Here is an 18,107-nt window from a genome sequence, read left to right on the forward strand (position 1 = left end):
GCTCGCCGTGCGGCCGAACCGACGGCGTCATAGTTTCGTCCGTCTATCACCTTGCTTCTGCACGCATTGGTCGCTGTGCGGGCCGAATGACGCCATGAAGCCAAATAAATCTTCGTGAAATGCAATGGACGCGCCGATCACTTCTTGGTTTTCGGTATCCGGGGATAGAAGCAGATCATGAGCATGACGATGAGGACGAAGCGGAGTGGGGTGCAATCCGACTGAGACGCTCGCAAAACTATATCTACGCCGTCCGCCGCGGCACCGGCTCGCTCGTGCCGTGTCGGAACGATGTAGACGGGGAATACGCTAAGGGGAAGCGTATCGGTGCGACGCCGTACTGCGACGCCGTTCGCACCATTGTTGATAGACCCGAACACCGACGCATGACGGTGAACGAATGCGCCGTCAGGGGCTGTCCGGTCGTTACGAGGCGATGTCCTCGCGACGGCAGAGTAGAAAGCTCGCTTGCCAGAACAGGCATCTGGGGGACGAATTGCTGAACGATATGATGATCGACCGGATCGGTGCGGAGCTCGACGCATACGGATGTTCGAAGCGCGGCTACGCGCGTCGCGTTCGTCTGCGGAGCAGGAGCGATGGCGCTCGACGCCCGGCCGGTTCTGCAATCTGCATGTGCGCGGGTCCGCGAGGAGACGGCCGCGCATGAGGGTCCGCAAGACAGACTACGGAACGATCATCCTGCACTGGCTGCTGGTCGGGGCAACCGTGGTCGATTTCACCACCGGGCTGCGCATGGCCACAGAAGCGCCAAGTCACGCCTGGATCTCCGAGCATCTGGATTGGGCCTTGCCACGCCAACATACCTGGACGTGGCACATGCCGGCCGGCGTGATGCTGGCGAGCGTGGCGATCGCCTACATGATCTATATCGCCAAATCCGGCCTCGGCCGGCGTGTGGCCGTCGACAAGATGCGGATCAAGGGCCTGATGGGCCGAAGGCCAGCGCGTCTTGGCTCCATCAGCGTGTTCCTGCATTGGGTGCTGTTCATCACCATGGCCGCATTGATCGTGACCGGCGGCTTGTTGTTCTTCGGTATCGAGTCGGGATACGTGACCATGATGATTCACTGGTATGCGACTTGGGTCGTGCCTGCGTTCATTCTCCTGCACATCCTCGTTCACTACGGCATCGGCGGGGCATCACAGTTGTACCGGGTATTCCGGCCACAGGCGCTGCCGCCGCCGCCGCCGCGTCTCGACCCGGTTGAGTTGCTGACCATGCTGGTCGAGCAATCCGAGCGACTCGAGGAAAGCGAGGCCCCGATCAAGGCCTCTCCGGCGGCTCCGGCCATGAGATCGGCCCGCGAACAGATGCCCGCAAGTCGTTCGGAGGATTTGGTTCGCGGCCGCGTGGACGCGCGCAATGGCGCGGTGCGTCCGCGGTCGGCGGCGCCGCCGACGAGTGGCGGCAGGGGCAACGTCAAGGGCAATACGAAGGGCAATGCACGGCGGCGCAATCCGACCTTCCAGGCGAATCCGTTCGTGGTCGCTGCGGCGGTCGCGATTTTTGCGGGGTGGGCGATGGTCGCCGCCGACTACTATGCCGAAGATACGGTCACGGTTCACCGGATCGAGAACGCGGATGCGCCGACGCTCGACGGCGATACCTCGGACCGGGTCTGGCGCAATATCCAGCCGCACATGGTCACCACCAACCAGGGCGACAATTTCGACGGCACCGGCGAGTCCAAGGTCTGGATCAAGGCCGCGCATGACGACAGCTGGGTCTATTTCCTCGTGATCTGGGAGGATCCGACCCGTTCGCTGAAGCAGCTGCCGCTGATCAAGCGCGCCGATGGTTGGCATCTGCTGCACAACGGCTATGAGAAGGGCGACGAGAACGACTACAACGAGGACAAGTTCTCGCTCTTGTTCACGACATTGCCGATCACGCTTGCGGCTGACCGCACCTTCCACATGAGCTCACAGCCGATGCCGGACAAGCCGGCAACGCTGTCCGGACGTGGCATCCACTATACGCCCGCGCCGAACCTCTATGCTGATGCGTGGGAGTGGAAGGCGACGAGCGGCGGTCCGACGGGTTGGATGGATGACGATCATTTCGGTCCGCCGGCCGAACCGACTCCAGAGCAGGTCAAGGGTCTCGCGCCCTACAAGGGGGGCTTCGGCGCGGACCCTGGCAACGCCAACTATTCCGACAACTTCGTCATCGATCGCGACGCAGAGATGCTCGGCAATCGTGGTGTCAGGCCGAAGCGGCTGCCGAAGGACGTTACTGCGATGAAGGCCGCCATGGGCGAGATCAATCTCGATCCCAACATCGGCGAGAGCGATGGGGCGCGATGGTTCATGACGGAGGCCGAATCGGTGCCTTATACGATGGAAGCCGACGCCCAGATACCGGTCGGCACCGTCGTGCCCGGCGTCATCATCAATGGCGACTTTTCCGGGGACCGGGCGGACATTCGCTGTGCTGCACGTTGGGCATCGGGCCACTGGACGCTCGAAATTGCCCGCAAAATGGACACACACAGCAAGTACGACGTTCCGATCAAGAACGGCGTGTTTATGCGAGTCGCTGCGTTCGATCACACCCAGATCCGACATACGCGGCAGATCCGGCCAATGCGACTAGAGGTGGAGTGATGGGGAAGATTTGCAAGGTTCAGTTCAACAAGGAGACATTCTACGCCAATGTGGGCGATCTCCTGCTTGACAGCGCGATCTCCAGCGGCGTCGAACTTCCCCATGATTGCCGCAGCGGCATCTGCGGCTCCTGCAAGGTACGCGTCGTCGACGGCAAGCTGTTCGGGGGCACCGAAGGCGACATGGCGCATGCCTGCCAGGCCCGTGTCGTGTCAGACCTCAAGATCGTGACCGAACCGGTGCCGGACACCGTGACGATGTCGACCGAAGTCGGCGATCTCGTCCGGCTCGCGCCTGACGTCATGGGTGTGACGCTGGATCTGCCGAAGCCGCTGCGCCATTTCCCCGGGCAGTACGTCAAGGTGCAGTTCCGCGGCTACCCAGCGCGCTGCTACAGCCCGACCTTTCCGATGGCCGGCGCGCCCGACAATCACCTGCTTTATCTGCACATCCGCAAGCTCAAGGACGGTCTGGTCTCGTCGGCGCTGGGACGTGACATCCAGCCCGGCCATCGGGTCAAGCTGATCGGACCGCTCGGGACCGCGTTCTTCCGCCCGAAGCATCGTGGCCGCATCGTGCTGGTCGCCAGCGGCACCGGGTTCGCGCCGATGTGGTCCATTGCGGTGGCGGCCATCACCGAGAATCCGAAGCGCGATATGGTGTTCATCGTGACGGCGCGCACCCTGCAATCCTTCTACATGCACCAGGCGCTGTGCCGGCTCGCGCGCTTCCCCAACGTCAAGATCATCCCGATCGTCTCCGAACCGCAGAACATCTCGCCGGCACTGCGCACCGGCCGGCCGACCGAGCACATGCCGGACCTGACGCCGAACGACGTGGTCTATACTTGTGGCGCGCCAGCGATGACCGATGCGGTGGCGAAAATCGCCCGCGCTGCGGGCGCGCGCTGCCATTGCGATCCGTTCGTCTCGTCGGCGCAGCCGTCCGAGCAAGGAGGCAATCTCATGGGCCGCCTTGCCGGTTGGCTGGACAGCCAGCGCGGCCGCCCCTCGATGTTGCAGGCAGCGGAATAAGGCAAAGGATTGGGCGGCGACGGCGGTTTGACGCCGTCAGCCGGCCACGAATGCGAGCAGCGTGCCATTGGCCGCAGCAGGCGGGACGCAGATGGCTATGCCGCTATGGACGCCGCTTGACCCCAGCGCCGCTTCGGTCAAGGCCAGATCGCTCGATCCGATCACCAGGCCAGCACCGCCATGCTCTGGCAATCCAGCCAGCGAGACGGCCGGATAGCGGCTCGCCAATTGATCCCTGGTCAGAAAAGCAAAGTCCGCTCGGCTCCCGCCGGACGCCACCGTGACCACACCGTCGGTGTCGGCACGTCCTTCGCGGTCGATCAGGCGTGACAGATGCGCAGCGTCTCGGGCCGGCGCCGGCGTTACGATCAGCACCTGCTTCAGGCACCTGGCTGCGTTGGCGTGCCGCATCAACTCTGGGATCCAGACGGTCTCGCGGGTCTTATGCTGGCACGCGAAGATGCGCAGGCCGCCGGGCGCTTCCGTCAGCGGCCAATGAAAGACGCGGAATTTCGCGGCCGAGAGGCTGCCGTCGGGCATCGGCACCGGACGCTCGAAATCGGTCGGGCCGATCGGCTCAAAGCCGCGGGCCCTGATCTCCTCGGCTCCCTCAGCCGCATCGACCGCAGTGAAGGCGATCCGCTCGATGCCTTCGCCGCGCCGCGCCAGGAAGTTTCGCGTCGCCACGTTGTGATCGGTTTCTGTCAAGACCCCGAGCAACTCGATATAATCGGGGTCGAGCATGATCGTGTAATTGCCCGTGCCCATCTTGGCGCTGTGAGTGCCGCGCGGAGAGAGCGTGAAGCCGAGCCGCCGCCAGCACTCCGCTGCCGCGTCCAGTCCTGTGACCGCGACGACGGCATGATCTATACCGATGATGTTCTTGAGGGCCACGTGTTGCTCTCCCGAGCTTCCGACTGTCACGGTCAGATAGGCTGATCTGACGTGGCGGGCAATAGGCGCGGCCAGCTTGGTGCTGAATGATCCTCGATCCCGTTCGCATTGTGCGGGACTGGAAAGTTCATCCGATCGGAAAGCGTAGCACAAATGCGACGCCTTGCTCGGTCGGTTCGAGTGCAATCGTGCCGCGATGGCTGGTCATGATGGCGCGCACGATCGCGAGACCCATGCCGGTGCCGCCGCTATCGCGGCGCGTGGTGAAGAAGGCGTCGAAAATCCGGTCGCGGTTCTGCGGCGAGATCGGCTCACCGTCATTGCTGACGTTGAGCACGAGCATGTCCCCGTCACGGTGCGCCTCCAGCAAGATGTTACGAGCCTGATGGCGACAAGCGTTGTCGGCGAGATGCGACAGCGCGATCAAAGCAGTCTCCGCCGACATCGCAATCACGGATTCGAATGAGCCCCGCATCGTGATGTTCGGCGCACTGAAGCGCTCGCGCAATTTGCTGATCACCGACACCAGATCCACACGCTCGTGCTGCGGGGTGATTTCGGCGCGAGCGAGCTCACGCAGGCGCTGGGTCATGGCCTCCAGCCGCTCGGCATCGCCGAGAATGTTGCCCAGGAATTTCTCCTGCTCGATGCGGGTCAGAGGGTTGGAAAGGGTACCCAGCGAATCCAGCAGCAATTCGGCGGCTCCTTTTATCGAGGTCAGCGGTGATTTCAGCTCGTGGGTCAGGTGGGCGGAGAAGCTCGCGATGTGATCGGAGCGTCGCGCCAGCTGCTCGGCCATCGCGAAGAACTGCCTCGATAGCTCGGCGAAATCGCGCGTGCCGTAGTGAGCAAGCGGACGGAAACCCTCGGGGTCGCCGCGACCGATTCGTCCGGCGCGCTCGATCAGCTCATGCATCGGATGGGTGATCGTGCGCGCCACGATGAAGCCGATCAACAATGTCGTCAGCGCGACAGCGGAGCCAGCCGCGATGAACTTGCCGCGCTCCTGATACAGGTGCTCGAAGATGTTGCGCGGCGTGCGCGAGGTGTAGATGACGCCGGCCACGTGGTTATCGACGATGATCGGCATCGCAGAGAAGACGTGGACGCCGACGCCGCGGCTCAGCGAATAGATCGGCGGCGGCGCCTTGTCGGGCTTGCGAATGCGCAGCGCGGCCTTGTATTGCCCCTCCAATGCGGTCGCGACTTCCTCGATATGGGCCAGCGACTGGCCGACCTCATCGCGGCCCGCAATCACCACCCCATGCGGATCGAGAATGCGGAAGCCGGCCAGCGTGACCTTCTGAGTCTCCAGCAGGATCGGCATCAGCCGGGCGCCGATCGCGACATAGGCGGGATCGGCGGGGTGGGCGGCCGGACGCGCATCCGGTCGCCGCACGAACAGGTCGTCGGCGGCCAGATCGAGCAGTGGCCGGATCGGCGTAACCGCATCTGGGGGATCGGGACGCAAGTCAGGCGGAATCTCCGCGCCGAGCGGAATTCCGGCGCCGAGCCGCGCAGTCACTTCCTCGGCGTAGAGCGCGGCGAGAACACGGCTTTGGGCGATTAACTCGGCCTGGGTCTGGCGTATCAGCTGGTTGTCGTAGATACGGAAGAAGAACAGGCCGACCAAGGGCAGGGTGGCGACGAGCGCTAGCACTCCGAAGACGATCTGGCGCAGCGAGGGCCGCCACTTGCGGCGGGGTGCGATCATGCCGGGCCGCCGCAGCGGCCGAGCCGGAAGCCGACCCCATGGACCGTCTCGATCACATCGTCGCATTCGGCAGCTGCAAGCTTGGCTCTGATGTTGCGGATATGGCTGTCGATGGTTCGGTCGGAGACCTGAATATTCATCTGATAGGCCGTCGCCATGATCTGCTCGCGGCTGAATACGACGGTTGGACGGCTCAGGAACGCCCGCAGAATGCCGAACTCGAGCGCAGTCAGGCGCAGTGGCATCTCACCGAAATGCGCGGCGTGCTGCGCTGGGTCGAGGCGAAGCCTGCCATGATGCAGTTCGACCGGATCCGCGCGGTCAAGTCTACGCGACGTTGCCCGCCGCAAGATCACATTGACCCGAGCGACCAGTTCGCGCGGGCTGAATGGCTTGGTGACGTAGTCGTCGCCGCCGATCTCGAGTCCTAAGATGCGGTCGATCTCCTCGTCGCGCGCCGACAGGAACAAGATCGGCAGGTCTGAGTTGCGGCGAATTCGCCGGCAGACTTCGAGCCCGTCGAACTCGGGCATGCCGACGTCGAGTACGATCAGATCGGGCCGGTCGCGCTCGAAGCGGGCGAGGGCCGCCTTGCCGTCGGCGGCCTCGGTTACGTCCATGCCGGCCTTGCTGAGCGCAACCCGGATCACCTCGCGGATATGCGGGTCGTCGTCGACGACGAGAATACGATGGGTCATGGTAGCCTGCGTGCAAACAAAATCAGCTCGGCGGAGACGGTACCGGATGAGTGTTGAGATAATGCTGCAGGCGCCAGCCGCGGAAGCTCCAGGTTCGCCAGGATGCCATGTCGCTGGCCTGTGCCTGCAGCAGCCGGTCGCGATACGCCGAAAGATGGGATTCGGATAGGTGGGATGCGATGGCCCGATCGATGGCAGGGAGCGCCTGGGGACCGAGGCTCGCGAGATAAGATACATCGAGCATCACTCCCTTGCCGCCCGCGTCCCGGCTGTGGGTCACATTGTAGCCGGCAATGATGGCATCGAAATTGGTCAGCGCGCATACATAGAGAGTCGCGGCCACGGCCAGCAGGTTCATCTGGAGAAGCCAGCGATGAGAGCGATTCATCGTGATCCGCAGTGTGATCAAGATCAGGCCGAGAGCGACGAGACCCATCCAGAGTAGGGCCGCGATGCGCCAATAGGTCAAGAGGTAGCTGTCGACATAGAGCTTGAGCCGCAGCATCGAGGATATGACGAGCAGCAGGTTTTGGCTGACCCAGAGATAGAGCAGGACGCGCGCCGAGAGCGATTGCGGCTTGGTGTCGTTCGGACGGATCGCGAGGACGACGAAGGATGCGGCGAGCAAAGCCGTGAAGACCAGCGGATAGGCGCCGCGATGTGCATAGCTTGCATAGGTCAGCCCGTCCGGCAGTTGTACTCCTCCCCAGAGATAGACGAGATCAGTTGCGCTCTGGACGGCGAACAGCAGGTTGAACAGGAGCAGCGAGTGCAACACGGTGCCCGGTCCCAGGAGAGCGGCCTGCGCCGTCGCGATCGATCCCTGTGATGCTGCCGCAGCGGGCGCGAAGCCGGTAGGGCGCACCGCCTTCGGGCGCCATCGGAGATGGATGAAGGGCCAGATCAGCGACAGCATCGCAAGCCAGAACAGTACGTGGATCTGATCGAAATCCGCAGCCACTCTGTGAGGCCTCAGCATGTCCACCCATTGCTCTATCAACGGGTTGGCCTCTGCGAAGAGAGCCAGAAACACCAGCCCGAATGCAACGGGTACGCACCATCCGAGAATGGAGCGGGATAACCCGGGGGCACGCATGGCCGCCAAGATATCTGGGCCAAGTCTGAACGGGCCAATCAGCAGGAACTGACGGAACGCCGTGAGCGGCGCCCTCGATCCGACGATCGCCGGATTGGTCCATAGTGCGATACTGCTGATCGTCCCAAGCAACAGGAACAGGAGCGAGAGCGTGCTCAGCTGCTCGACGGCGGGCAACACGCTCGCAACGAAGATGATGCTCGCCGCGGCTGCGCGCTTTCGATCGAGCTGGGCCCGGTTGGTAATGAGCGAGGCCGCGACCAGTGCGATCGTAAAGACGGTCAACGACAGTCCGATCCGTTGATCATAGAACAGTGCATCGGCGAGTGCGGCGAGGCCAATGGCGATCGCGAACTTGAGCGCAAAATTCTGTTGCGGTGTATTCTCCACGGCCGGCGCGGCAAAACCTGTCATCTGTGGTCCTCGCATGAGTCATCGTTCGGCCAGCTGTCGGCTGGCGAGATGAACCTTGACGCGGGATGGTGCAGCGACCGGGGAGGGGTTTTGCAGGCATTCAGGATTGTTTTGCAGATTTCGTGCAGGCACCCGTTCTCGACTGGTGCGTGCGCGAAGGCGCTGCTAGGCGAGCAACAGGTCCAACGACAAACCGATTTACGCGATGATCAAACGTCTCCGCATCGTGGCGCTCTGGCCGCTGGCGCTGCTTCTGGTCGTCATTGCCGCAAACAGCAACGAACCCTATCTGGTCCATCTTCGTGGCGCGGGCCAAGTGGTCCTGCTGGTTGTGAGCGCCGGCGTTCCCATTCTGCTGCTCCGGTGCGGTGCATGGCGCGAGGGCAGGGTCGCGAGCCGGATTCTGCTGCTGCTCTGGTGTATGCCGCTCATAGCCTTCGTCGCTGCGCAGACGTCATTTGCCTGGCGCAAATACGAGGTGCTGACGAGTGATGCTGCGGTCGCGCGGCTGCTCGGCGCGCATTTCGTGGTCGGCTATGCCGCGCCGGAGGAAGCCGCGGTGCTGGCCGAGCGAGGACTGATTGGCGGCGTCTATGTGACCCGTCACAACGCAAGCGGGCGGACGGCTGCCGAACTGAAGGCCGAGATCGCGGCGCTGCAGGCGAGGCGCGCCGGCGCAGGCTTGCCGCGCCTCATCGTGACTGCTGATCAGGAGGGCGGTATCGTTGCGCACCTGTCGCCGCCATTGCCGCACGAGGACGCGCTGTCCTCGCTCGCCGATCTCGCGCCGGAGCGGCGCCGCCGTGAGGCCGAGGCGGTCGGCCGCCGCCAAGGCGCTGCGCTGGCGGATGTCGGCGTCACGCTCAACCTGGCCCCGGTGCTCGATCTTCGTCCGGACCGGCAGCATATTCGTTTCGACTTCAACACCCTGATCGGCCAGCGCGCGATCGCCAGTGATCCCGCCGTCGTCAGCGAGATCGCGACCAGCTACATCCACGGGCTTGCGGCCAGCGGGGTTGGTGCTGCCGTGAAGCATTTCCCGGGCCTTGGGCGGGTGACGGCCGATACACACCATTTTGCAGCACAGCTGCAGACGCCGGTTGCTGAGCTCGCGGCTTCGGATTGGCGCCCGTTCCGCGAGGTTCTCAAGGAGACGCAAGCCGTGCTGATGGTCGGCCACGTCAAGCTCGAGGCCCTCGACCCGAAGCGGCCGGCGTCGCATTCGAAGGCGGTGCTCGATGGTCTGATCCGGCAGAGCTGGAACTATAACGGTATCATCATCACCGACGATCTCGTCATGGGCGCCATCTATGGCGGCGACGTCTGCAAGGCCGTGGTCGAAGCGCTGAACGGCGGGGCCGACCTCTTGCTCGTCGCTTATGACGGCGCGCAATTCTACCGCATCTTCGGCTGCGCGCGACGGGCGCTCGAACAGGGACAGCTCGATTTCGCCGCGTTGGCGCGCAGCGAAGAGCGGCTGCGACGCCGGCACCTCAGCGAAGCGGATTAGCGTTGCCCGTTGCCGGTCCAATCGCGCCAGGACACGCGCGACAGGCTGCGCAGATCTGTGCCGAGCGGCCGTCGGGTCTGGCGTTCGTGCTGGGCGAGCACCTGTTCGGATTCACGGATTTTGGCTTGAAGGTCCGAAAACTGCCGCTTGGCCCGTTCGAGCGCCTTGGCATCCGAGCTCTCACCGATCGTGAAGCGTGCGGTTTCGATCTGCCTCAACGCCGCACGATTCTTCTTGAGCTGTGCGCGATGCCAGGCGATCCTGCTGTCACTGTCCGCAACCATGCTGAACTCCTCGGTCGTTCCAAGAGTAAACAACGCAGCGGTGATTCGCGACATTTTCGCCCCTCATCGAGCGCTCCGATCAAGGACGTTCATCTCGCCGGGCTCGACAGATACACGGGAAACTGGGATGGCCCTGCCGGCTGTGCCGGACCGAATCGCCAACGCGAGCGCGTGATGTGGAGTCGGCCGATCCTCCAGGAACATCCATCTGGCCGCCTCGCTTGGATCGGACGGCTGAAAGGTGATCGCGGTCGGCGCGAAAGCAAACGAGAAGCTGTCGAGTGCGCGCGACAGACCCTCGCCGGTCGCCTTGATCAGCGCCTCCTTCAACGTCCAGAGACGGAAGAAGATCATCGCCCGGTCCGCGGCGGGAGCAGCCCGCATGAGGGCAACTTCGCTTGCGCTGAAATAGCGCTCGGCGATGTCGAGGCTGGCGTGCTTGGGCGCAATCCGTTCCACGTCCACCCCGATCTCGGCGTCATAGCCGACGGCGCAGGCGACAAATCCCCTGGTGTGCGACAGATTGAACTTGAGGCTCCCATATCCGAGCCCCGGCGCGATGCGCGGCTTGCCAAATTGCTCGCTCGCGAACTGCCAAGCCTCCGGCGCCAACGGAGCCGCGTGGCTCAGCGCCTGCCGGAGCAGCCAATGCGCGGCGAGGTAGATCTCACGGTCGGCGTCGAAGTAGAACCGGTCGGCGCGCGCCAGCTCCTGCGCGTTCAGGCAAGCGCGCCAATGGGCCAGCAGTGCTGGCGGAGCAGCATCGACTTCCATCAGCCAGAGGCGGATCTCATTGCATTTGGCGGTCATGCGTTCTGCCTGATCAGCGCGGGGCTCGGACGAAAATCAGGCATCAGGGTGACCGTCAATTTTGGACCGCGGAGCATTGCGTCATTTGTCGATGCCGGCTTGCTCACGCAACCGATCGATCAACTCCGATGCTTTCGCCTTGGTCAGTTGCTTCCCACTCGGGTCTGGCGCGTGCGCCTGCTCGCTTTGAGTTTTCATATAGGGCGCCTGGGCGCCGGTCATTGGGTCGCGCCCTGAAACCCAATCGTCAGGGTCTTTCTTCATATTGTCAGCCATATAGTTCTCTAATTGTATCAGGGCCCGAACGGCTCCGACGACCGATTGTTCCCGATATGTTCTTGCGTCGATATACTCGCTATACAGAGACGCCGCCGATACGGACAGTTACGGATCGCGCGACTCTTTGAAACCTGGAAGACTACTATCCACTTTTGATCAGGAGGAAGTGCGAAGTAGAAATGGCGAAGGCATCCAAGCTCGTTGCGGTCAGACGCGGCAAGGTTCTCCTGGTTCGGCGGCGAGTCGACGGTCTGTGGATGTTTCCCGGCGGCCGCAAGCGACCTCGCGAGACGGACAAGGCCTGTCTCAAGCGCGAGATCAAGGAGGAGCTGCCCAAGCTCAAGCTTGGCCGTCTCAGGCTCTGGAAGGAGGTCACGGCCAAGAACAAGCGGTCCGGGCGGAGGATGAGCGATGCCATCTTCATCGCCAAGTATGCCAAGGGCCGGCTCGAGATCGGTGATACCAGGGAGCTCGATCGCGCCGAATGGCAAAAGCCGCGTGGCGTCCGCCTGACCCCGACTTCGCGCTACATCTGCGACCGTCTGTTTCCGAAGCGGGACAATTAGATTAGTAGCGCCGGTGATTGGAAGGCTTGCAAGCCGCAGCAGGATCAGACCTGATGGGCCCGCTTGGAGACCTGGCCCGGCGAGGAAAGGCCGGAGATCGATGGCGACAGAACCGGGCGCGTCGGGCGTTTGGAGCGATACCAGCACTGAAAATTGAAGACCGAACCGACCACCAGCAGCGGCGCGGCCGCGATCAAGGCGAAGAACGGCGAGAGCGGTTTCGGCGTGATCATTTCGAGCACCATCTCGGACGCCATCCAGACGGTCGCGAACACCACGGCGAAGTCGAGCGCCGGGATCCGCAGCCAGTACAGCACAGCCGTGACGAAAATGGCCGGCGCCAGGGCCGGGCCGATCATATAGACGTTCAGCTCGGGCGGCGTCAGGGCATCGAGGAGCATCGAGGCCAGGAGCCACAGGCTGACGAACATCACTACGGCGTCGACATGTCTCACGCGCCACCTCCGCTGTGACAATTGGGCGCATGAATTTGTCAGGCTTGTGACCCCCGCCGTCAAGTGTCCGCGTGCCGCTTGCGGCTATGGTGCCCGATTTGTCAGCATCCGAGGCGCAAATTGGCCTCCGCTCCGGAACATCTGGGCCCGACCGGCGTTGAGAGTTCATGTCAGACAAGACCCCAATCCGTCCGCCACGGATCCTGACGCCCGAAGAACGCCGCGCCCGCGATGCGGCGCGCAGGGCCGATGCCGAGCAGGCCATGCGCGAACATCAGGAGGCCCAACGGGCGTTTAATGCCAACCGCGAGCGGCTCAGGGCCGAACGCTTGGCGCGCGAGGCACAGAAGGTGGAGTAGCCCGTCACCGTCGGCCGGTCAGCGGCTTCGCATCACGTTGGCCATGCGCAGGAAGGCCTGGTCGAGCAGCGCGCGCATCTCTGCCGGCAGTTCGCAATCAGCCATCGCAGCCCGCATGCACATCATCCATTCGTCGCGCTCGGCCTCACCGATCGGATAAGGCCGATGCGCCGACATGATGCAACGGTGCGGGGTCCGATCGAAATAGAGCGGGGGACCGCCGAGCCAGCCGCTCAAGAATTCGAACAGCATCTGCTTGATCGGGCCGAGGTCCTCGCCATGCATGGCGCGGATTCGGCCGGCGTCGGGACTGCTGTCCATGATCTCGTAAAAACGATTGGCCAGCCGCCGCACGACGGCCTCGCCGCCGATCAGTTCATAGGGCGTGGCTTCGGGAATTGCGGCATTGCTGGTCGCGTCGGTCGCTGTCATCACGTCTCTTCCCGGTCGGTCCAGATCGGACCCAATAGGCCGCAGGCGGATGATGCGTTGATCTGCATCAATCCGTGCCAACTCATCGCAACCGGCGATATTGACGTGGCTTTCAGCGGGCCAGGGCAGGCGTGCATCCGAGGCGTCTCATTCAATTGCAGGCAAACAAAACCGCTCTCGCGGCGCCGTCGGCGTCCGAGGTGAATCCATGAAACCTTCCGTCCGAGACGGAGGGCGCAGGGAATGCCGGGTGAAGGCCTCACCCATGGCCCGCCTGCAACAAGAAAAGCAGGCGGCAGTCACCACAGGATCAGCCGGATCATCCGGCATTCCCTGCGCGATGGCTTTACGGCTTATACGTGATCTCCCTGGTGCACCGGGCTTTCTGGCCACCATGCGCGACAACGCACCGAGGCGCGTTGCGCGGGACACCAGCGTCGGGGTGTCAGGACCACACGATTTCGCCGTCCGCTGCTGCGTCAGTCGTCTTGCGCAGATGCGCCTGACGCAACACCGTCCATCGCAGCCCGCCTCTACGTATCGTGACGACGCGTACGCCCCTCGCGCGAGGCGGGATGCGCAGATGAAAACATGATTTCTGAAAAAGCGAAAGAGAAATATTTGACGCTGAGGACGCAATTGGCGCGACCGCGTTGATACGGTTGTCGAAATAAGTTTTCCCGCGCAACGCCGATGAGGCCCGCGACGGAGGAGTTACGATCTCAAGATTTCGAAACGCGCCTGTCGGGCAAACCACCTGCGGCGCCCCAGGCCCCATCGGGCGTCGTAGCTTGAGGCGTGCCCGCCGAGATGACCGGCAGCTACGCCTTCCATAGGTACATACGTAGCGGCGGTCATGCGATCCGCCCGTCTTACCCGCATGTACACGTCGTCGTTCATAACGCGCCAGCGTGCCGATCATCGCCGCGTTTCAAACGGCTGTCGAACTACCTCCAGGTGCTTGATTGATTGTTCTTTGTTTGTTCTAATTCGTTCCTCTGAGACGGAGGTCGACATGCAAGGCCGATGGTTCGATGACGAAACGAATCCCCCGCCATTTCTGAAAGCCCTCAACGAGGTGCGGCGCCAGGCCGGGCGAGAAGGGTGGTGCTACCACCACGTCCAGGCGATCATTGTCGCGATCGACCAGTATGCCGAGGCCGCGACAGGAAATCGCGAGTACTTCTGGAATAAGCCGCATTCAATCGGTGGCAGCCGCAAGCGCGGCGATGTGCCTTAGCGGACGTGATATCCGTTCCACTCGCGGTGCTCGTTGTCGACAAGCATCTTGCTTCGGCAATCGCACGCAGCGGCTCACTATGTCTGTCGCGCTTGGTCGTGTAGCAAGACCGTCGGGCGCGATAAGCGGTTTCCTGGTAGGAAGGATCATCGTTCCTGCGGCTCGGGCGCGTGATGATCGCTCCGAAAATTCTGCCTTCCTTGCTGATGGCCGCAGGCTCCGGGTTGCTGGCCTGACGCAAAGACCATCCTGGATGCCTTGATAATGTCGCAGCTGCGCCGCGCAGGAGAATTTTGCGCGACTAACTGCTGGTCCTTGGTTTCGCGCTGATCGCGATCTCGGGCTCGATGCGCGCGATCAACCGCCGCCGAAATTGGAGGGGTCGAGATTTCGGTTCTGCTCGGGAGGGATCGGCTGATAGCCGGGAAACTTGTACCACCCAGGTGGGATCGCGCCTGGAATCGCGCCGCTCGGGACCGGACGCGCGACGGTATGATGGCGTGCCCGGGCGTGATGTGCCGGCGCGGCCTCAGCAGGCTCGATCAGGCCGATCAAAGGACCCAAAGCAAAAAACAATGCAAATGCCCGATACATCGAACCGGCTCCGGACGATAGCTTCGGCTCCAATGTAGGAACATCGCCGCGGTGCTCCAATCCTCAAGGGGACGTCATAACCCGTCACATCGTCGCGAATGGGAGTTGTCGACCCGCGCTCAAGGCAGCATCAGAGCGGGCTGCGAGTTCAACGCTCGAAAGCCGCCCGTGTCCTGACATCGCGCGGACGGCGACAGACCTGCCATGCAACATGTGGAGGATAGCTGCAGTGTCGCTCATCATCTTGGTTCAGGACGCATTAATCGGCGTCTGGCAAGGTCCCGTTCGATAGAACACGGAAGCGAAGCGAATGTTGAAAGACGGCGACTATGCCGCTTGGTTCAAGACGCCTGCCGGTGAGGGAACCGGCACTGTGCATCTCGATACCGGCAGGATCTCGGGTCGCGACAGCATCCTGACCTATGCCGGATCCTATGAGACCGACGGCGAACGCTTCACCGCGGTCATCCGAACCAAGCGCCATACGCCGGGCCATCGAACCGTGTTCGGTGTTGATGACCTGACCCTGCGGCTCACCGGACACTGCAAGGACACACTGGCTGTCTGCACCGGCGCGGCGGACGAAGTGCCCGGCATGCCCTTCGAGGCGACGCTGATGCGATCGCAGGGCGAGGAGCCCGAGCCGCGGCGGGAGTGGGCCCCCGTCAAATTCGATCCCGACCGGCTGCCGAAACCACCCTCAAGGTAGCAAGATCGGCTCGATTGCGCCGGACCTTGTCTCGCGTCTGATCTCGCCACACTGCCCCCATGAGCGCCGAGCCGGCACGGCGATCGGTCGCATCGACGAGAGCGCAGCGGAGCTGCTGGCGTCGCCATTACGTTCACCCCTGCAATCGTTCTCCTGACGCCATGTGATGGGGCCAACTCGTCCCGACGTCGCAACGGTATGGTGAAGTTTGGGTTAGCCTTTGCACGGGTTCTTAACGCGCCCGAGCTATTTTTGACGATGGGGGCATATTCAGGATCGGGGTGGGGCCGTGGATTGGCTGCTTTGGGTGCCGCTCGGGCTGACTGTCATGTTGGCCTGGTGCAGTTGGTCGATTGGACGTTCCTATTACGAGAGGGGACGCATCCAAGGGATGCGCGAGGCTGCGCAGCAGATTCGATTGGGGATGACATCGCAGCTCGATCAAGGTGCGATCCCCAGCGATCTGGCGAAGGCCGAAGTCGCGTTGAAGATTGTCCTGGACGATGCCGCGCGACGGCAGGATCTGCCTCCCGACACCATCCACGCGCGGCTGTGGGCTTTGGGGGCGGCCTTGGGAGACGCCTGCTGGGTCAAGGGCCATGCCGCAGGCGTTAGACGTAAGGCTCCCGCAGAAGGCCGAATCCGGCTCGACCTTTCTCTCGTCGAAATGCTGCAACTGGGAGGCCTCGCCAATTTCGGTTTTCAGCACATGATGCCGAACGTCCGGCTGATCGATGCCCGCCGGTTTGCCGACAAGAACGATGCGATCGAGGCGTCACGTTCCCTGAGCCGGTTGGAAGCCGCCCTTCCAAGGGACTATCGTCCCGACCTTCTGGATCATGCTCGCATGCGCGAGGATCTGATCAATGATTGGTGGCGACCGCGGGCGATCGCGTAGTTGGCCGAGCGTGCGCGAACAGGCGCATCGCGCACAGTGCTCGGTACTCATTAGTTGAGGCAGATGGCATCATTCAGCGACTCCTCGCTGTGCTTCCTTCCGCTATGCCCAGCCTCAACTGATAAAACGAGCTGTCACGCGGCAACCCCGACTGCGGGGAGCGCCGCACCAGCCTCGCCGCTGCTGCAGCGTCAGTTTCGCGTCTCACCGCTGTTCGCATCCGGCCACCAACATCGCGCCCCCGATTTGCGCCGACGGACTGCTCGAACACCGTGGCGACCAGACGATCGCCGCGGCGAGGCAGAGCGGGGCCAGCATCACGAGCAGCACGAGCAACACGGTGCGGCTTTTCGTCCTGGTCTGTGATTGCATCGACAAGCTCCGAGATCACGCAGATGGCGTGCCCCGCCGCTGCCAGCCCTGTGCAAGCAATCGCGCGCGACACGCCTCTGGAGACACGCTGCCGACAGGGTATTTTCGGGACGATCTCGTTTCAGGACGTAAGTGATTGTTAAGTTGAATGAGGACGCTGGGTTCGAATCCAAGGGCTCGCGATGAGATCCGACATGATCTGTCACGATCTACGGGCGAAGCGGTGGAGCGTCCCGGAGATCGTTCGATGCATATGTGTAGGAGACCGGTCCGGAGCGCAGGTGTCTGTTTGGCTGCGCTCCCGCGAGATCACGTCCGTCGCAAGCGTTTCAAACGGCAAGCGATATTCCCGAACGGCTGCCTGCATTGGACCGCATCCGCTCGCGCGTCCCCGACAATCTCGATTGCGTCACCCGACACGGTTCACTGTCCCTCGCGGAAGTTAGAGATCGCGGACCATGAAAGCGGTGTCCCGGCCTTTCCAGTTGGTGCGATCGGCGAGCGACCAACCGAGCCGCGCATAGAATCCGGCTGCCTCCGTGGTGTAGAGATGCAGCCGCGGAAAGCCGCGCTGTCGCGCTTGATCCTCGATCGCCCGAACCAACACAGCGCCCGCACCCTTGCGCCGATGCTCCGGGACGACAAACAGGCCTGCAAGCCATGGCGCGACATCGTGGTTCGGCTCGATCTCGGACTCGACCAGGAGGCAAGTTCCTATCAGCTCACCATCGGCCTTCGCCCCCAGCGCGACACCGTGGCTCTGATCCGAAGCAAACAGCTCCAGCGACCTCAACTCCTGCTCGAAGGTCGCTTCGAGCACTGAGAAGGCGTTTGCACGCCATCGCGCGCAGATCGCCAGCTCAGGGGTGCCTGGCGCCACGACGAAGGTCTGAACGTCCGTCATTTGATCCCTCTCTCCCTCCCGCACAGTCGCATTCGTCTCGGTCGCCCAGGAAGCGATCTTAATGACAATCTGGCGCGCACAAAGCGCGTGCAGCCGCGAAGAAGATATTTAAGAACGAATCCAACATCCAGTTTTTGAATCCGACCTACAATTGTATTTCTGTCATAAAGCAATGATTGCGAGTTGCGTCTGGAGGGTGTTAAGAGATTTTGTT

20 protein-coding genes are annotated in these 18,107 nt (G+C 62.7%); 8 read left to right on the forward strand and 12 right to left on the reverse strand.

Going from position 1 to position 18,107, the window contains the following annotated elements; genetic code table 11:
• The first annotated feature begins 666 nt into the window (after positions 1–666).
• Both QX034_RS28505 and QX034_RS28510 read left to right on the forward strand, forming a co-directional pair.
• Entirely contained in the window at positions 667–2,631 is a 1,965-nt protein-coding gene (locus QX034_RS28505) for an ethylbenzene dehydrogenase-related protein (protein WP_315767825.1), read from the forward strand.
• A complete protein-coding gene (locus QX034_RS28510; protein ID WP_315704065.1) occupies positions 2,631–3,665 on the forward strand; it encodes a 2Fe-2S iron-sulfur cluster-binding protein in 1,035 nt (344 codons plus the stop codon). The genes QX034_RS28505 and QX034_RS28510 overlap by 1 nt, the downstream gene beginning before the upstream one ends.
• A gap of 36 nt (positions 3,666–3,701) precedes the next feature.
• Here QX034_RS28510 and QX034_RS28515 read toward each other — a convergent pair whose 3' ends face one another.
• From QX034_RS28515 to QX034_RS28530, 4 genes are all read right to left on the reverse strand, one after another.
• Positions 3,702–4,559 (reverse strand): VOC family protein, encoded by an 858-nt coding sequence (locus QX034_RS28515; RefSeq protein ID WP_315764194.1) that lies wholly within the window; start codon positions 4,557–4,559, stop codon positions 3,702–3,704.
• A 127-nt stretch (positions 4,560–4,686) separates the two neighbouring features.
• Positions 4,687–6,273 (reverse strand): sensor histidine kinase, encoded by a 1,587-nt coding sequence (locus QX034_RS28520; protein ID WP_315742241.1) that lies wholly within the window; start codon positions 6,271–6,273, stop codon positions 4,687–4,689.
• Positions 6,270–6,971 (reverse strand): response regulator transcription factor, encoded by a 702-nt coding sequence (locus QX034_RS28525; protein ID WP_315704062.1) that lies wholly within the window; start codon positions 6,969–6,971, stop codon positions 6,270–6,272. The genes QX034_RS28520 and QX034_RS28525 overlap by 4 nt, the downstream gene beginning before the upstream one ends.
• A gap of 22 nt (positions 6,972–6,993) precedes the next feature.
• Complete coding sequence (locus QX034_RS28530; protein WP_316196191.1) at positions 6,994–8,481, reverse strand: DUF4173 domain-containing protein; 1,488 nt, start codon at positions 8,479–8,481, stop codon at positions 6,994–6,996.
• A 205-nt stretch (positions 8,482–8,686) separates the two neighbouring features.
• Between QX034_RS28530 and QX034_RS28535 the strand changes: the two genes are divergently transcribed.
• Positions 8,687–9,991, forward strand: coding sequence for a glycoside hydrolase family 3 N-terminal domain-containing protein (locus QX034_RS28535; RefSeq protein WP_315704060.1), 1,305 nt, complete (start codon positions 8,687–8,689; stop codon positions 9,989–9,991).
• Here the strand turns inward: QX034_RS28535 and QX034_RS28540 are convergent.
• The 3 genes from QX034_RS28540 to QX034_RS28550 all read right to left on the reverse strand — a co-directional run bounded on the left by QX034_RS28540 (position 9,988) and on the right by QX034_RS28550 (position 11,361).
• On the reverse strand, positions 9,988–10,275 hold the full coding sequence (locus QX034_RS28540; RefSeq protein WP_315704059.1) for a hypothetical protein: 288 nt from the start codon (positions 10,273–10,275) through the stop codon (positions 9,988–9,990). The genes QX034_RS28535 and QX034_RS28540 overlap by 4 nt on opposite strands.
• A 63-nt stretch (positions 10,276–10,338) precedes the next feature.
• On the reverse strand, positions 10,339–11,085 hold the full coding sequence (locus tag QX034_RS28545) for a 4'-phosphopantetheinyl transferase family protein (protein ID WP_315704058.1): 747 nt from the start codon (positions 11,083–11,085) through the stop codon (positions 10,339–10,341).
• 81 nt (positions 11,086–11,166) lie between these two features.
• Positions 11,167–11,361 carry a DUF3072 domain-containing protein gene (locus QX034_RS28550; RefSeq protein WP_315704057.1) on the reverse strand — a complete coding sequence of 65 codons (195 nt, stop codon included), beginning with the start codon at positions 11,359–11,361 and terminating at the stop codon, positions 11,167–11,169.
• Between the two features lie 182 nt (positions 11,362–11,543).
• On the opposite strand from QX034_RS28550, the gene QX034_RS28555 reads away from it, so the two are divergent.
• A complete protein-coding gene (locus tag QX034_RS28555; protein WP_315704056.1) occupies positions 11,544–11,930 on the forward strand; it encodes an NUDIX hydrolase in 387 nt (128 codons plus the stop codon).
• A gap of 44 nt (positions 11,931–11,974) precedes the next feature.
• Here QX034_RS28555 and QX034_RS28560 read toward each other — a convergent pair whose 3' ends face one another.
• The gene (locus tag QX034_RS28560) at positions 11,975–12,361 is read right to left on the reverse strand and encodes a hypothetical protein (protein ID WP_409977501.1); all 387 of its coding nucleotides are present in this window, start codon (positions 12,359–12,361) and stop codon (positions 11,975–11,977) included.
• A 191-nt stretch (positions 12,362–12,552) separates the two neighbouring features.
• Here QX034_RS28560 and QX034_RS28565 point away from each other — a divergent pair, with 191 nt between their 5' ends.
• The gene (locus tag QX034_RS28565; RefSeq protein ID WP_315704054.1) at positions 12,553–12,744 is read left to right on the forward strand and encodes a hypothetical protein; all 192 of its coding nucleotides are present in this window, start codon (positions 12,553–12,555) and stop codon (positions 12,742–12,744) included.
• Between the two features lie 18 nt (positions 12,745–12,762).
• Here QX034_RS28565 and QX034_RS28570 read toward each other — a convergent pair whose 3' ends face one another.
• Positions 12,763–13,176: a group II truncated hemoglobin gene (locus QX034_RS28570; RefSeq protein ID WP_315704053.1), complete on the reverse strand. Its 414-nt coding sequence runs from the start codon at positions 13,174–13,176 to the stop codon at positions 12,763–12,765.
• 1,015 nt (positions 13,177–14,191) lie between these two features.
• Here QX034_RS28570 and QX034_RS28575 point away from each other — a divergent pair.
• Positions 14,192–14,416: a hypothetical protein gene (locus tag QX034_RS28575; RefSeq protein ID WP_315704052.1), complete on the forward strand. Its 225-nt coding sequence runs from the start codon at positions 14,192–14,194 to the stop codon at positions 14,414–14,416.
• Between the two features lie 357 nt (positions 14,417–14,773).
• Here QX034_RS28575 and QX034_RS28580 read toward each other — a convergent pair whose 3' ends face one another.
• Positions 14,774–15,010, reverse strand: coding sequence for a hypothetical protein (locus QX034_RS28580; RefSeq protein WP_315704051.1), 237 nt, complete (start codon positions 15,008–15,010; stop codon positions 14,774–14,776).
• A gap of 310 nt (positions 15,011–15,320) precedes the next feature.
• Here QX034_RS28580 and QX034_RS28585 point away from each other — a divergent pair, with 310 nt between their 5' ends.
• Positions 15,321–15,719 (forward strand): hypothetical protein, encoded by a 399-nt coding sequence (locus tag QX034_RS28585; RefSeq protein WP_315764206.1) that lies wholly within the window; start codon positions 15,321–15,323, stop codon positions 15,717–15,719.
• A 289-nt stretch (positions 15,720–16,008) separates the two neighbouring features.
• Positions 16,009–16,617 carry a hypothetical protein gene (locus tag QX034_RS28590; RefSeq protein WP_315730042.1) on the forward strand — a complete coding sequence of 203 codons (609 nt, stop codon included), beginning with the start codon at positions 16,009–16,011 and terminating at the stop codon, positions 16,615–16,617.
• 204 nt (positions 16,618–16,821) lie between these two features.
• On the opposite strand, the gene QX034_RS28595 is transcribed toward QX034_RS28590, so the two are convergent.
• Both QX034_RS28595 and QX034_RS28600 read right to left on the reverse strand, forming a co-directional pair.
• Positions 16,822–16,989: a hypothetical protein gene (locus QX034_RS28595; protein ID WP_315704048.1), complete on the reverse strand. Its 168-nt coding sequence runs from the start codon at positions 16,987–16,989 to the stop codon at positions 16,822–16,824.
• A 442-nt stretch (positions 16,990–17,431) separates the two neighbouring features.
• Positions 17,432–17,893, reverse strand: a complete 462-nt coding sequence (locus tag QX034_RS28600; RefSeq protein ID WP_315704047.1) for a GNAT family N-acetyltransferase — start codon at positions 17,891–17,893, stop codon at positions 17,432–17,434.
• Positions 17,894–18,107 lie beyond the last annotated feature (214 nt).

Source organism: Bradyrhizobium sp. SZCCHNR3119, assembly GCF_032487775.1.
Lineage (GTDB): Bacteria > Pseudomonadota > Alphaproteobacteria > Rhizobiales > Xanthobacteraceae > Bradyrhizobium.